Source organism: Sinorhizobium fredii NGR234 (assembly GCF_000018545.1).
GTDB classification, from domain to species: Bacteria; Pseudomonadota; Alphaproteobacteria; order Rhizobiales; family Rhizobiaceae; genus Sinorhizobium; species Sinorhizobium fredii_A.
The window spans coordinates 3768362-3783027 of the sequence record NC_012587.1 but is presented as its reverse complement, the minus strand read 5'-3'; the positions used below and the strand labels follow the sequence as shown (position 1 = coordinate 3783027).

Genomic DNA, 14666 nt, shown 5'->3' with positions numbered 1-14666 from the left:
GGATCAGGCATCCTGCTCCGAGCCTTCGGCAACCTCGATCGGCTCGTCCTGATCGGCCGCGAGGTCTTCCTCGGTGATCCAGCCGGCCGCCAGGCGCGCCTGGACGATCATTGCTTCGGCCTCTTCGCGGCTGACTTCGAGCTTCGAGAAGGTCCCCTCGAAGCGCTTCGTCTCGCCATCCTTGCGCTCGGTCCAGCCGACGAGGTCGTCGGCGGCGCAGCCGGCGAAATCCTCGATCGTCTTGATGCCTTCCTCGCCGAGGGCAACCAGCATCTGGCTGGTCAGCCCGTCGATCTGGCGCAGCTCGTCGGAAACGCCGAGTTCCTTGCGCTTGGCATCCATTTCGGCCTCGACCTTGTCGAGGTATTCGCGGGCCCGCGTCTGGATCTCCGTCGCGGTTTCCTCGTCGAAGCCATCGATCGAGGAAATCTCGTCGAGATCGACATAGGCGAGCTCTTCGACCTGGGCAAAGCCCTCGGACGCAAGCACCTGGCCGACCATCTCGTCGACGTCCAGCGCGTCCATGAAGAGCTGGGTGCGCTCGTTGAACTCCTTCTGACGACGCTCGCTTTCTTCCTGCTCGGTGAGGATGTCGATATCCCAGCCGGTGAGCTGCGAGGCGAGGCGAACGTTCTGGCCGCGGCGGCCGATCGCCAGCGACAGCTGCTCGTCCGGCACGACGACCTCGATGCGCTCCGCATCCTCGTCGAGGACGACCTTGGTCACTTCGGCCGGCTGCAGGGCGTTGACGATGAAGGAAGCCGGATCCGGCGACCAGGGGATGATATCGATCTTCTCGCCCTGGAGCTCGCCGACGACCGCCTGGACGCGCGAGCCGCGCATACCGACGCAGGCGCCGACCGGATCGATCGACGAATCGTTCGAGACGACGGCGATCTTGGCGCGCGAGCCCGGGTCGCGGGCGACCGACTTGATCTGGATGATGCCGTCGTAGATCTCGGGCACTTCCATGGTGAAGAGCTTGACCATGAACTGCGGATGGGTGCGCGACAGGAAGATCTGCGGGCCGCGCTGTTCGCGGCGGACGTCGTAAACGAAGGCACGGACGCGGTCGCCGTAGCGCATGTTCTCACGCGGGATCATCTCGTCGCGGCGGATGATGCCTTCGCCACGGCCGAGGTCGACGATGACGTTGCCATATTCGACGCGCTTGACGGTGCCGTTGACGATCTCGCCGACGCGATCCTTGAATTCCTCGTACTGGCGGTCGCGCTCGGCTTCGCGCACCTTCTGGACGATCACCTGCTTGGCGGATTGAGCGGCGATGCGGCCGAAATCCATCGGCGGCAGCGGATCGGCGATGAAATCGCCGAGCTTGGCATCCGGGTTGCGGTCGCGGGCAAGCTCGAGCGGGATCTGCGTCGAGTAATCGTCGGCTTTCTCGACGACTTCGAGAAGGCGCTGCAGACGGATTTCACCGGTCTTGGAATTGATGTCCGCCCGGATGTTCGATTCCGAACCGTAGCGCGAACGGGCCGCCTTCTGGATCGCGTCTGCCATCGCGGCCAGAACGATCTCGCGGTCGATGACCTTTTCGCGTGCCACAGCGTCCGCGATCTGCAGAAGCTCGAGCCGGTTAGCACTGACTGCCATGTCTTGTCTCCGTCTGGTTACAGGGGCCTGGAAAGCGCGCCCTGCCTCATTCGATATCTCTATCTTCGTCTTCGAAATTCTCGTTGGCGGCGCGCGCCGCCTTCGCCTTCTTGTCGGCCGCCAGCGCGTCGCGGATCAGGTCGTCGGTCAGGATTAGCCGTGCGTCCGAAAGGGCGGTGAACGGAATGGCGACGACGGCCTCTTCGCCATAGGCGGGCTGGTCGCGTTCGAGGCGGAAGCCCTCCTCGTCCACCGAGACGATCTTGCCACGGAAGCGCTTGCGCCCGTCGACCATGATCGAAGTCTCGCATTTCATCAGATGGCCCTGCCAGCGGACGAAATCGGACTTTCGCACCATCGGGCGATCGATGCCCGGAGACGACACTTCGAGATGATACGCCTTGTCGATCGGATCTTCCACATCGAGAACCGGCGAGACGGCCTTGGAGACGTCCTCGCAATCCTCGACGGTCATGGTGCCGTCGTTGCGCTCGGTCATGATCTGCAGCGTCAGGCCGTTCTGGCCGGACATGCGCACGCGCACCAGGCGGAACCCCATCTGAACGAGCACGGGTTCGATGATGTCGGCTATGCGCCGGTCGAGACCGGTTTCGGTGATCAACCGCGGTTCGTTTGCAATTTCAGCCGTTGTCGGATCAGACAAACGATCATCTCCTCGTCGGACCGGCTAACAAAAAAGAGCGGGTCCTGACGGGCCCACTCTTCATCTACCGATCAAGAATTTGAGGCTCATATACGCTCCATCGCCACAAATTGCAAGGCTTGCGGCAGGCCCGGCCGGCAATGGGCACAAATCGCGACCACGCTTCACGAATGGCAAGTTTAAGCGGCTGGCGTGCCGGATTTCGAGGGTTATAACGAAGCTCTCCGATCAGCGCGCCCAATGAAAGAGACCCGAGGTGACCAACCGCATATCGCCACTGGCGCCATTCCGCCACGACACCTTCCGGATCATCTGGATCGCCAGCCTCGCTTCCAATTTCGGCGGGTTGATCCAGGCGGTGGGGGCGGCCTGGCTGATGACGTCGATCTCGCAATCGGTGAACATGGTGGCGCTGGTGCAGGCCTCGACGTCGCTGCCGATCATGCTCTTCTCGCTGGTCTCGGGAGCGCTTGCCGACAATTTCGACCGGCGGCGGATCATGCTCGTCGCGCAAGGATTCATGCTTGCCGTTTCGGCGCTCCTCACGGCGTTTGCCTATTTCGGGCTCATCACGCCGTGGCTGCTTTTGCTCTTCACCTTCCTGATCGGCTGCGGTACGGCGCTCAACAATCCGTCCTGGCAGGCCTCGGTCGGCGACATGGTGCCACGCAACGACCTGCCGGCGGCCGTCGCCCTGAACAGCATGGGCTTCAACATCACCCGCAGCGTCGGCCCGGCAATCGGCGGCGCGATCGTCGCCGCCGCCGGAGCGGCCGCGGCCTTCGCGGTCAACGCGCTCAGCTATTTCGCGATCCTGTTCGCGATTTTCCGCTGGCGGCCGAGCCTCCCCCAAAGCCCGCTGCCGCGCGAAAGGCTCGGTCGGGCCGTTTCGGCCGGGCTTCGCTATGTGGCGATGTCGCCGAATATCGGCAAGGTGCTGCTGCGCGGCTTCGCCTTCGGCCTTTCGGCAAGCGCGATCCTTGCGCTCCTGCCCCTCGTCGCCCGCGACCTCGTCAAGGGCGGGCCGCTCACCTACGGCATCATGCTCGGCGCCTTCGGCCTCGGGGCGATCGGCGGCGCCCTGCTCAGCGCCCGGCTTAGGGAACACCTGTCGAGCGAGACGATCGTGCGCTTAGCCTTCGCCGGCTTCGCCACAAGCGCGATCGTCACGGCGCTCAGCACGACGGCCTGGCTCACCTCGCTGGTGCTCACCGTCTCCGGCGCCTCATGGGTGCTGGCCCTGTCGCTGTTCAACACCACGGTGCAACTCTCGACGCCGCGATGGGTGGTCGGCCGGGCGCTCTCCCTCTACCAGACGACGACCTTCGGCGGAATTGCCGGCGGCAGCTGGCTCTGGGGCGCAGCCGCCGAGGCATACGGCGCGTCGAATGCGCTGATCGGCTCCTGTCTTCTCATGCTGGCCGGCATCGCCATCGGCCTGCGTTTCGCGCTGCCGGAATTCACGTCGCTGAACCTCGATCCGCTCAACCGCTTCAACGAACCACTGCTCGCCCTCGACCTGAAGCCGCGCAGCGGTCCGATCGTCGTGATGATCGACTACGAGATCGACGAGGCGGACATCCCGGAATTCCTGACGACCATGGCCGAACGGCGCCGCATCCGCATCCGCGACGGCGCCGGCCACTGGGCGCTGATGCGCGACCTTGAAAACCCGACCACATGGACCGAGACCTACCACGTGCCGACCTGGGTCGAATATGTTCGCCACAACCAGCGGCGCACGCAGGCCGACGCGGCCGTCGGCGACAAGCTGACGGAACTGCACCGCGGCGCCCGGCCACCCTATGTCCACCGGCTGATCGAGCGCCAGACGATCGTTCCCGGGCATTACGAGCGCTACAAGCAGCCGGCCGAGATGCATTGAGGATGGGCACGAAACCTGACGCCCAGTACGGAGCCGAAAATACAGGGTTCGACCCGGTGTTGCCATTCCTCGAAGATTGAGCGGAGAAAGAGACAAGCACTGTTCTTGAGACTGCGGAAAAGTTTCATGTTGTGGCAAATGAAAAATCTGATTTACTGCCACTTCGCTGCTTGGCTTTAGGGGGATATTGCCGATGGGGTGGACACGCAGGGATATTGTGCTTGGCGGTCTGGCATCACTTGGCACCGTGGCTGTCCAGGAACCCACATTCGCAGCGGCCTCTTCCTATTTTTCCGGCACCGCCGCCGACAATGGCGTGACGTTCCGAAGCACCAACTTTGCCAAGATCGACAAAAGGTGGCGCCGCCAGGTTGTCAAATATTTCAGCAGCGAGCCGATCGGCACCGTCGTTGTCGATACCGGGCACCATTTTCTCTACCTGATCATGGAGAACAAGACTGCCATCCGCTATGGCGTCGGCGTCGGGCGCGAGGGCTTCAAATGGTATGGTCGCGCTACGATCGACCGGAAATCGCTCTGGCCACGCTGGACGCCGCCGCCGGAGATGCGTGAGCGCCACCCCGAACTGCCCGAATCGGTCGACGGGGGTTCGCCAAAGAACCCGCTTGGCCCGCGCGCCATGTACCTGCTTCGCGATGGCGTCGATACCGGCTACCGCTTGCACGGTACGCTGGAGCCGGGCAGCATCGGCAAGGATGCCTCCAGCGGCTGCATCCGCATGTTCAACGAAGATGCAATCGATCTTTATCAGCGTTGCCCCATCGGCACTGCGGTTCAAGTCCTGCCGCACATTGCCGACCAGGCTGAAAGTGCCGCTGAGGTCAGCCAAGCAACCCCGGTCGAATGAGGCCCGGTCGAATGAGGCCCGGTCGAATGAGGAATGCCACCCTGATGTCTGCTTTGCCCGGATATACGCGGCTGCTTGTCGCTGCGGCCATGCTCCTGACGCTCGCCGCCTGCAACACCACCGATACCGCCGCGCTGGAAGAGCCGACGGCGGCGCCGATCACCGGACAGACCAACGATCCGGCGCCCGGTTTCGAGAATGTCGTGGCCGGCAGCGAAGAGGACTTCATCCTGAATGTCGGCCGGCGGACCTATTTCACGCAGGATTCGGCCACGCTCGATGCCGTCGCCAAGGCAACGCTGGACAAGCAGGCCACCTGGCTCAACAGCAACCAGCGTTGGCTGGTCAAGCTGCAGGGATTTGCCGACGATTCCGGTTCCGCCTCGAAGATGGCAACGCTGTCGCAGCAGCGCGCCGACGCGGCGATGGCCTATCTCGTTTCGAAGGGCGTAGACCCCAACCGCCTGTGGGCCAAGGGTTACGGCAACGACCGCGAGGTCCGTGACTGCACGGACCGCTCCTGCAAGGTGCAGAACCGGCGCGTCGTCTCCAACCTGCGCACCGAGCGCGATACACTCTGATCGCAGGATTGAGCGGCAAAGCCGAAGCTGCTTCGGCACCAGGCTCCGGAAGTTCCTATTGAGCCGTGGCCCTGACTCCGGGGCGCAGCCGCCGAGGCATGCGGCGCGTCGAATGCCCCCTCTCCTCGGGTTTAACCCGAGGACTAACCCTCTCCCCGCCCTAACGGGGAGGGGGTATTGGGGCGGCGCCGCGCGTCCCCTTCGCCCCGCTTGCGGGGAGAAGGTGGCCGGCAGGCCGGATGAGGGGCAGAATTAATCGCTATCAGCGCAGCTTTGCCTTCAGCGACGGGTCCGGAAAGCAGGTCGGCGCCAGGCCGTTCTTCGCCTGCCAGTCGCCGAGTGAGCGGCGGGTCTTGTAGCCCGGCAGCCCGTCGACTTTGCCGACGTCGTAGCCGATTGCGACGAGCGCCTTCTGCATGCCGAGCACGTCGGAGCGCAGCATCTTGCCGACGTCGCCCCATTCGCCGCGGAACGGCCCGCCGCCCAAAGCGATGCGGTCGGCGAGGTTGCCGATGAAGAGGGCGTAGAGGTCGGAATTGTTGTATTCCTTGATCACGTAGAAATTCGGCGTGACCACGAAGCCCGGGCCGTGCGTGCCGGCCGGCACCAGCATCATACCCGATGCCGAGCGCTCGGCGGCCGGAAAGGCCTTGCCCGAGACGCGGGTGATCCCCATGCCGGCCCAATCGGCGATCGGCCGCGCCAGATCCGGCCCTTCCTGGGCACAGGAGACGCCGCCCGGTATCGACACCTCGAAGCCCCAGTCGCGGCCGCCCTGCCAGCCTTTCTCAGAAAGGTAGTTGGCGATCGAGGCGAGGCTGTCGGGTACGGAATTCCAGATGTCGCGGCGGCCGTCGCCATCGAAGTCGACGGCATATTTCAGGAAGCTCGACGGCAGGAACTGCGGCTGGCCCATGGCGCCAGCCCATGAACCGCGCATCTCCGCCTCCTTGACGTCACCGCTCTCAAGGATCGTCAGCGCCGCGATCAGTTCGCGGCGAAAAAGCTCCGGCCGCGTCGACATGAAGGCCTTGGTGGCCAGCACGTCCATGATCGGATGCGGGATCTTCGCCCGGCCGAAGCCGGATTCCCGCCCCCAGATGGCAAGGACGACGGGCCCCGGAACGCCGTAGGTCCGCTCGATCCGTTTCAGCGTCGAGGCATGGGCGGAGGCGAGGCCGCGGCCGCTCGCCGCCAGGCCCTGCAGCCGCTTTTCGGAAAAATAGGAGCCCGGCGAGGAGAACTCCGCCTGGCTCTGCTTGCGCTCCTTCGCCTTTGGGAAGCCGGGCGGTGCCAGATCGGGCAGGTCCCAATTGAGCTTCACATCGGCGAAGGCGGCCTTGAAGGCAGCGGCGGAGATGCCGGCTTGTTTCGCCTCAGGCCAGAGTTCGCTCTGCAGCCACTGCCGGAACTGCGCCTCGACGCCGGCCTTGGTGGCGGCGTGGGCGGGAAGGTGGAGGGCTAGGAATGCAGCGAGGGCGGCGATGAGGCACGCGCGGCGCCTACCCCCCTCTGCCCTGCCGGGCATCTCCCCCACAAGGGAGGAGATCGGCGGGCGGCGGCCGCTTCCGCCTGCAGAGAGAGTCGTGTTCGCGGCAACGCTGTGGGATTGAGCGCGCGCCGCAACCTGATCTCTCCCCTTGTGGAGGAGATGCACGGCAGGGCAGAGGGGGGTGACCCCGGCGCGAAAACCGGCAAACCACGAGCGAATACGACACTTCAAATGCATCGGCATCCCTTCAGATCGTCGTGCGGGCCCTGAGCGCCGCCGTCAGCGTGCCTTCGTCGAGATAGTCGAGCTCGCCGCCGACGGGGACACCGTGGGCGAGACGGGTGATCTTCACCTCCATGCCCTCGAGCTGGTCGGTGATGTAATGGGCCGTCGTCTGGCCCTCGACGGTGGCGTTGACGGCGATGACCAGCTCGCGCACCCCGCCCTTGGCGACCCGGTCGACGAGGCCCTTGATGTTCAGGTCGTCCGGGCCGATGCCGTCGAGCGGCGACAGCGTGCCGCCGAGCACGTGATAGGCGGCGTTCAGCGCCGCGGCGCGTTCCAGCGCCCAGAGATCGGCGACATCCTCGACGACGATGATCACCGACCGGTCGCGCCGCTCATCGGTACAGACGGTGCATGGATCGATCGTGTCGACATTGCCGCAGCAGGAGCAGATCTTGACCTTGCGGTGCGCCTCGCCCATCGCCTCGGCAAGAGGACCGAGCAATTGCTCCTTCTTCTTGACGAGATGCAGCGCGGCGCGGCGCGCGGAACGGGGCCCAAGCCCTGGCACCTTTGCCAGGAGTTGGATGAGCTTTTCGATTTCGGGACCGGTGACTCGCTTTGCCATGGCCGGCTTTTAGCGCATCTCACCGACAAACGGAATCGCTTTGACGGCGATCACCGCGTGGCGATCGCCACCGCCGCACCGGCCGGTCAGAACGGCAGCTTCATTCCGGGCGGGATCGGCAGGCCGGCGGTCAGTTCGCGGGTCTTTTCGGCCTGCACGGCCTCGGCCTTTTCCTTGGCGTCCTTGTGGGCGGCGACGATCAGGTCCTCGAGGATCTCGACATCGTCTTCCTTGAAGAGCGACGGGTCGATCTTCAGGCTCTTCAGGTGGCCCTTGCCGTCGAGCCGGACCGTGACGAGGCCGCCGCCGGAGGTGCCGTCGACTTCGAGCGCGGCGATCTCCGCCTGCAGCTTTTCCATCTTGGCCTGCATTTCCTTGACCTTGCCCATCATGCCGATGATGTCGCGCATCGTCGTCTCCTGTCCTTTGGTATTTATGCCTGAATTCAGAGCGCCGCGTCTCGCGATGCGCTACTCGATGTCGTCGCCGGGGACGATGTCGCCATCGGCGGATTCGGCCGCCGCCAGAGCGAGGTCTTCGACCTCCTCCTCCGCGGCGCGAATGCGCACGTCGGTGATTCTCGCGCCCGGAAAGCGCGCCAGGATCGCGGCGACGTCCGGATCCTGACGGGCGTCGTTGACGCGCTGCTCCTGGGCGCGCTGCTCGGCCTCGACGAGCGTCGGTTCGCCCGGCTCGCGGCTGTAGCTGACGACCCAGTGGATTCCGGTCCATTCCTTGAGCTTGACGGCCAGCTCGTTGAGCAGCGTCTTCGGCGCATCGTCGGAAAGGTTGACGTCGAGCCTGCCGGGCTCGATATGCACGAGCCGCAGGAAGCCGCGCACCAGCGTCTTCAGCTTGATGTCGCGGTTCTTCGCGCAGAGATCGGCGATGTCGCCCACCGAATTGACCGGAACCTTGGGCTCCGCCTTCGCGGCAGGTGCCTGCGCCGGCCTGTCCTCGATCCGCCCGACAGTGATCGGCTGGGCCGCCACATCGGGCACGGCCCGCAGCATGGTGGCGCCATTCGCGGACGGGCGCTGGACGGGTGCAGCCTCGACGGAGCGGGCCTGGACCGGCTGACCGGCCTGAGCCTGGGTATTGCCGCTAGTGCGGGCCGGCGCCGGGCGCCCGTCGCCGGCCTCGCCGCCCGAAAGCTCGAGAAGGCGCCGCGCCGCCTCTTCCGGCGAAGGAAGATGGGCGGCATGGGCGAGCCGGATCAGCACCATCTCGGCAGCGCCGGCCGGGCGCGCCGAGCTTTCCGCCTCGGGAATGCCCTTCAGGAGCATCTGCCAGATACGCGACAGGGTGGTGACCGCGACGCTGCCGGCGAACTCGGCGCCGCGCCGGCGTTCGATCTCGCTGAAGGACTGGTCGTTCGCCGCCTCGGGCACATATTTCATCCGCGTCACCAGATGGGTGAAGTCGGCAAGATCGGTCAAGACGACCGTCGGGTTGGCGCCCGCCTCGTATTGTGCCGCGAATTCGCCGAGCGCCGCGGCCGCATCGCCCTTGACGATGTGTTCGAAGAGATCGACGATGCGGGCCCGGTCGGCAAGACCGAGCATCGAGCGCACCGTCTCCATCTCGACCGAACCGCCGCCATGGGCGATCGCCTGGTCGAGCAGCGACAGGCCGTCGCGCGCCGAGCCTTCCGCGGCACGCGCCACCATCGCCAGCGCTTCCGGCTCGAAACGCACGGCCTCCTTGTTGAGGATGGTGGAGAACAGCCCGACCAGGTCGGAGGCACTGATGCGCCGCAAGTCGAAGCGCTGGCAGCGCGACAGGACAGTGATCGGAACCTTGCGGATCTCGGTCGTCGCGAAGATGAACTTCACATGCTCCGGCGGCTCCTCGAGCGTCTTCAACAGGCCGTTGAAGGCCTGGGTCGAGAGCATGTGCACTTCGTCGATGATATAGACCTTGTAGCGCGCCGAAACGGGCCGGTAGCGCACCTGCTCGATGATCTCGCGGATGTCGTCGATACCGGTATGCGAGGCGGCGTCCATCTCGATGACGTCGACATGGCGGCCGTCCATGATCGCCTGGCAGTGCTCGCCGGGGATGCGCAGGTCGATCGTCGGCTTGTCGATCTCGGCGGTCTTATAGTTCAGCGCCCGCGCCAGGATGCGCGCCGTCGTCGTCTTGCCGACGCCGCGCACGCCGGTCAGCATATAGGCCTGGGCGATGCGGCCGGTCTCGAAGGCGTTGGTGAGCGTGCGCACCATCGGCTCCTGGCCGACCATCAGATCGGAGAAATCCTTTGGGCGATATTTGCGCGCCAGGACGCGGTAGGCGGCCGGTTTCTCGACGGTTGAAACTGGGGATGAAATGGGCGCTTCGTCGCTCATCGACCCTGCCGCTGTTCGAACTCTTGTCCCGACAGGACGGAGAAGGTGGGAGGCTGGCACGATGACCCGTGCCGGGGCTCGTTAGGGCTGCTTCCTTCCGGACCTGACCCGGTTGGCGAGTGGCTCGTCCACCACCAACCTCCCGGCTTCCATATCGGCAATATCTCAAGCAAATGCAAGCCAAGCCGCCAAAAAACTGCTATCGATATAGAATACAAGGCGAATCCCGTTGCTGCCCAGGAGAATTTCTTGACCGGTTTCACGCTCGACGAGCGCCTCGAGCGCGACGGCATCCCGATCGCCTCGATCGGCCTCTGCCAGATGCGCCTGATGAACGACCGCCGCTGGCCATGGCTGATCCTCATTCCGCAGCGGGCCGACGTCACCGAGGTCTTCGAGCTCACGCCGCTCGACCAGACGATGCTGACTTTCGAGACGAACATGGTGGCAACCGCGCTCAAAAAGGTCACCGGAGCTGAGAAGATCAATATCGGCGCGCTCGGCAACATCGTCCGCCAGCTTCATGTGCACGTCATCGCGCGGCGCGAGGGCGATCCCAACTGGCCGGGTCCGGTCTGGGGCATCGGCAAGGCCGAGCCATGGCCGGAAGTCGAGCATCAGGCATTTGCAGCACGTATCCTGGAAAATCTCTGAACATGACGAAAACGATCTTCGATCTTCACAGCCCCCATCCGGAGCCGAGCACCTTCGTCGCCTTTGCGGAAAACCATCTCGACCGGCAATCGGAGCACCGCGCCGACGATTGCGTCGAGAAGGCGCTCAAACATCCCGGCGCGCATTTCCTCGCCTTTTCCGGCGCCAAGCTGATCGTCAAGCACGACGAGAAGATCATCGATCCGCTCTTCGCCCCCTATGAGCTCGCCGGTCTCGAACCGACGATCGACGAGGCGATCCTGCTCGGCTTCCTGCCGAACGGCGAGCCGCGGCTCGCCGTGCCTTCCGGCTTGACCGAGGAGACCGTGCCGGAGCCATTCAAGATCGCCGATGCGCGCATGCTTTACCGGCAGCAGATGCTGCCGGAGGACCTGCTCGGACAGTTCGCGCAAGGGTCGAGCCTGATCACCTGGAACGCCAGCAACCGCTTCTGCGGCCGCTGCGGCGGGCCGATGGACGGCGCGGCGGGCGGCTACCGGCGCATCTGCACGGCCTGCGGCCACATGGTCTTCCCGCGCACGGACCCGGTCGTCATCATGCTGACGGTCGATGTCGAGCGCGACCTCTGCCTGCTCGGCCGCAGCCCGCATTTCGCGCCCGGCATGTATTCGTGCCTGGCCGGCTTCGTCGAGCCGGGCGAGACGATCGAGAATGCCGTGCGGCGCGAAACGCACGAAGAATCGGGCATCCGCATCGGCCGGGTGCGCTATCATGCCTCGCAGCCCTGGCCGCTGCCGCATTCGCTGATGATCGGCTGCTACGCCGAGGCGCGATCAACCGTCATCAAGCGCGACGAACAGGAACTCGAGGACGTGCGCTGGTTCACCCGCGCCGAGACCGAGGCGATGCTGGAGCGCTCGACCGGGGTCGCCAATACGCCGGATGAGCACATACCGCCGCCGAAGGGTGCGATCGCCCACCAGCTCATGCGCGACTGGCTGGCCTGGCCGGAACGAAGCTGAGCGCGAAGGAACAGGAACCCGTGTCCCGATCGGAACGGCTCATCGATCTCCTCCAGGTGCTGAGACGTCACCGGCGACCGGTGAGCGGCCGCAAGCTCGCCGAGGAGACCGGCGTCAGCCTCCGAACCGTCTATCGCGATATCGCCAGCCTGCAGGCCCAGGGTGCCGAGATCGAGGGCGAGGCGGGCATCGGCTATGTCCTCAAGCCGGGCTTTATGCTGCCGCCGATGATGTTCTCCGAGGAGGAGATCGAGGCGCTGGTGCTCGGTTCGCGCTGGGTGGCGAAGCGTGGCGACAAGAGGCTCGCTGCGGCCGCCGACGCGCTGGCGAAGATCGGCTCGGTGCTTCCGGCGGAGCTCAAGGAAAAGCTCGACGGTTCGACGCTGCTCGTGGGACCGCGCCAAGCGATTGCCGAACGGATCGACCTCGGCCTGTTGCGCAGGGCGATCCGCTCGGAACACAAGCTCGACTTGCACTACCTCGACACTGACGGCCGCGACAGCGGCCGCACGGTCTGGCCCTTCGCGCTCGGATTTTTCGAGGAGACGCGGGTGCTCGCCGCCTGGTGCGAGCTCCGCCAGGATTTCCGCCATTTCCGGACGGACCGGATCGCAGAGGCGGCAATGCTCGACAGTCGCTATCCACGCCGCCGCCAGGCGCTGCTCAAGGATTGGCGTGCCACGCAGGGCGTCAACCCCGTCGGAGTCTGAGCATGAGTTCCTTCGCGCCAGATGTAGACTGCTGACAGAAACTGACAGCAGAGATCGGTAGCTTCAGGGTCTCGAAACAAGGAGACCGTCATGGCAAAAGCCAATCTCATCGTCCTCTATGTCGCCGATCCACTGGCGAGCGTCGAATTCTATCGCAAGCTGCTCGGCAGGGAACCGGTGGTCACCTTCCCGACCTTTTCATCCTTCGAACTGCAGAACGGGTTCGTTCTCGGTCTGTGGGCAAAGGCTGGCGTGCAGCCTCAGCCGGTCGGCGAAGGCAGCCGCGCCGAGCTGGCCTTCATGGTCGAAGGGGAAGACGCTGTTCGCGCCCATTACGACGAATGGCGGGCGATGGGCCTGCCGATCGCGCAGGAGCTGACGAAGATGGATTTCGGCCCGACATTCGTCGCGCTCGATCCGGACGGGCACCGCCTGCGGGTCTGCCTCTTCGATGAATGAGGCTCGAAGGAGCCCGTAAAACGCTCGCACCCCGCGCAAAGAGCGGCGGGGTGCGGAAGACTTGGCACCGCGTATCCAAAGGATGCGCGGCCATGCATTATATATTAGCGGCCGTAGACGGCAGCCTGAATCTGGGAACGGGAAAGCCCGATGTCGCTCAGCGCGTGATCGTCCAGAGCGTTCAGCTCGCGTACCGCACGGCGCAACTTTGCGTATTCCATGATCTTCTGACGGATCTTCATTTTTGACACTCCATTTTCTTTTTCTTGACGAAGGTCAAATAGGCATTTGCCTAAGATTTAAGTAGTTCCATGATTGCAGATTAGGCATGCGCTGGACGCGTAGCCGGTTAACGGCGATTCGCCGCTTTTCGGAGTCGGGTCGGCGCGCGGCGGGCATCATCACACCAATTCGTCATCCTCGGGCTTGACCCGAGGATCCAGTTGCAAGCCCCGCTGCCCACGGCGATCCCGGCCAGCGTGACCTGGATCCTCGGGTCAAGCCCGAGGATGACGGAGGGGGAGGCTGGCGACGGGTATTGGCGAATCTTGCGAGAAGGTGCGATGGACGACCTGCGCTTTCGAAGCGCGCAGCATCCAATGAGCTTATGCGGCCTGCTTCAAGAGCGGCGTATACCTCATACGTCAGCCCGTGCCTGCGCGGGCGAGGCGCACCACGCATCATACCGGCGCTGGCCTCAGAGCACGCCGCGCATCGGGTGCGCCTTGTAGGTGCCGAGAATCCGCACGTTCTCCGAGAAGAAGCGAAGCTCGTCCATGGCGTGGCGGACGCCCTCGTCGTCCGGGTGGCCCTCGATGTCGGCATAAAACTGCGTCGCCACGAACTTGCCGCCGAGCTGATAGCTTTCGAGCTTCGTCATGTTGATGCCGTTGGTGGCAAAGCCGCCCATCGCCTTGTAGAGCGCCGCCGGGATGTTGCGCACATTGAAGACAAAAGTGGTGATGATCAGCTCGTCGTCCGACTTGCGGGTCGTCCGCTGCTCCTCGCGCGACAGCACGACGAAGCGGGTGACGTTGCTGTCGGTGTCCTCGACGTTCTCTGCGAGGATCTCCAGACCGTAGAGGTCGGCGGCAAGCCGCGGGGCGAGCGCCGCCATCGAGCGGTCGCCGGTCTCGGCGACGAGCTTCGCCGCGCCGGCCGTGTCGCCGGCGACGATCGGCTTCCAGCGATTGGCGCGAACGATCTTGCGGCACTGGCCGAGCGCATGGATGTGGCTGTGCACAGTGCGGATCTCGTCATGCTTGACGCCCGGAAGCACCATCAACTGGAAGCGGATCGGCATGAAATATTCGCCGACGATGTGGAGGCGCGATTCGGGCAGCAGGTGGTGGATGTCGGCGACGCGGCCGGCGATGGTATTCTCGATCGGGATCATGCCGAGATCGGCCTCGCCGTTCTCGACCGCCAGAAAGGCGTCTTCGAAGGTCTGGCAGGGCAAGGGTTCCATGGACGGGAACATATCGCGGCAAGCCATGTCGGAATTGGCACCGAAGTCGCCCTGGAAGGCAATCCTGTTGGTCTTGACGGTCACTTT

15 protein-coding genes and 1 other RNA gene are annotated in these 14666 nt (G+C 64.6%); 7 read left to right on the top strand and 9 right to left on the bottom strand.

Features of this window, described 5'->3' with window-relative positions; translation table 11 throughout:
* Nucleotides 1-3: 3 nt before the first annotated feature.
* Entirely contained in the window at nucleotides 4-1614 is a 1611-nt protein-coding gene (gene nusA, locus NGR_RS28940; RefSeq protein WP_012710034.1) for a transcription termination factor NusA, read from the bottom strand.
* Nucleotides 1615-1660: 46 nt separating this feature from the next.
* On the bottom strand, nucleotides 1661-2278 hold the full coding sequence (gene rimP, locus NGR_RS28935) for a ribosome maturation factor RimP (protein ID WP_012710033.1): 618 nt from the start codon (nucleotides 2276-2278) through the stop codon (nucleotides 1661-1663).
* A gap of 256 nt (nucleotides 2279-2534) precedes the next feature.
* Between rimP and NGR_RS28930 the strand changes: the two genes are divergently transcribed.
* The 3 genes from NGR_RS28930 (at nucleotide 2535) to NGR_RS28920 (ending at nucleotide 5612) form a co-directional block, all read left to right on the top strand.
* Nucleotides 2535-4163, top strand: coding sequence for an MFS transporter (locus NGR_RS28930; RefSeq protein WP_012710032.1), 1629 nt, complete (start codon nucleotides 2535-2537; stop codon nucleotides 4161-4163).
* A gap of 193 nt (nucleotides 4164-4356) precedes the next feature.
* Nucleotides 4357-5031, top strand: a complete 675-nt coding sequence (locus NGR_RS28925) for a L,D-transpeptidase (RefSeq protein WP_012710031.1) — start codon at nucleotides 4357-4359, stop codon at nucleotides 5029-5031.
* A 26-nt stretch (nucleotides 5032-5057) separates the two neighbouring features.
* Nucleotides 5058-5612: an OmpA family protein gene (locus NGR_RS28920; protein ID WP_164924561.1), complete on the top strand. Its 555-nt coding sequence runs from the start codon at nucleotides 5058-5060 to the stop codon at nucleotides 5610-5612.
* 262 nt (nucleotides 5613-5874) lie between these two features.
* On the opposite strand, the gene NGR_RS28915 is transcribed toward NGR_RS28920, so the two are convergent.
* From NGR_RS28915 to ffs, 5 genes are all read right to left on the bottom strand, one after another.
* Entirely contained in the window at nucleotides 5875-7140 is a 1266-nt protein-coding gene (locus tag NGR_RS28915) for a lytic murein transglycosylase (protein WP_240545177.1), read from the bottom strand.
* 211 nt (nucleotides 7141-7351) lie between these two features.
* A complete protein-coding gene (gene recR / locus NGR_RS28910) occupies nucleotides 7352-7957 on the bottom strand; it encodes a recombination mediator RecR (protein ID WP_012710028.1) in 606 nt (201 codons plus the stop codon).
* 86 nt (nucleotides 7958-8043) lie between these two features.
* A complete protein-coding gene (locus NGR_RS28905; protein ID WP_012710027.1) occupies nucleotides 8044-8367 on the bottom strand; it encodes a YbaB/EbfC family nucleoid-associated protein in 324 nt (107 codons plus the stop codon).
* A 60-nt stretch (nucleotides 8368-8427) separates the two neighbouring features.
* Entirely contained in the window at nucleotides 8428-10305 is a 1878-nt protein-coding gene (locus tag NGR_RS28900) for a DNA polymerase III subunit gamma/tau (protein WP_164924560.1), read from the bottom strand.
* Between the two features lie 45 nt (nucleotides 10306-10350).
* Nucleotides 10351-10448: signal recognition particle sRNA small type (gene ffs / locus NGR_RS28895), an RNA gene on the bottom strand.
* A 64-nt stretch (nucleotides 10449-10512) separates the two neighbouring features.
* On the opposite strand from ffs, the gene NGR_RS28890 reads away from it, so the two are divergent.
* From NGR_RS28890 to NGR_RS28875, 4 genes are all read left to right on the top strand, one after another.
* Entirely contained in the window at nucleotides 10513-10959 is a 447-nt protein-coding gene (locus NGR_RS28890) for an HIT domain-containing protein (protein WP_432654034.1), read from the top strand.
* A 2-nt stretch (nucleotides 10960-10961) separates the two neighbouring features.
* Complete coding sequence (gene nudC, locus NGR_RS28885) at nucleotides 10962-11942, top strand: NAD(+) diphosphatase (protein WP_164924558.1); 981 nt, start codon at nucleotides 10962-10964, stop codon at nucleotides 11940-11942.
* 20 nt (nucleotides 11943-11962) lie between these two features.
* Complete coding sequence (locus NGR_RS28880; protein ID WP_012710023.1) at nucleotides 11963-12652, top strand: helix-turn-helix transcriptional regulator; 690 nt, start codon at nucleotides 11963-11965, stop codon at nucleotides 12650-12652.
* Between the two features lie 90 nt (nucleotides 12653-12742).
* The gene (locus tag NGR_RS28875) at nucleotides 12743-13111 is read left to right on the top strand and encodes a VOC family protein (RefSeq protein ID WP_012710022.1); all 369 of its coding nucleotides are present in this window, start codon (nucleotides 12743-12745) and stop codon (nucleotides 13109-13111) included.
* Nucleotides 13112-13215: 104 nt separating this feature from the next.
* Here NGR_RS28875 and NGR_RS28870 read toward each other — a convergent pair whose 3' ends face one another.
* Both NGR_RS28870 and NGR_RS28865 read right to left on the bottom strand, forming a co-directional pair.
* On the bottom strand, nucleotides 13216-13353 hold the full coding sequence (locus NGR_RS28870; protein ID WP_012710021.1) for a DUF1127 domain-containing protein: 138 nt from the start codon (nucleotides 13351-13353) through the stop codon (nucleotides 13216-13218).
* Nucleotides 13354-13808: 455 nt separating this feature from the next.
* Nucleotides 13809-14663, bottom strand: a complete 855-nt coding sequence (locus NGR_RS28865) for a prephenate dehydratase (protein ID WP_012710020.1) — start codon at nucleotides 14661-14663, stop codon at nucleotides 13809-13811.
* Nucleotides 14664-14666: the final 3 nt, after the last annotated feature.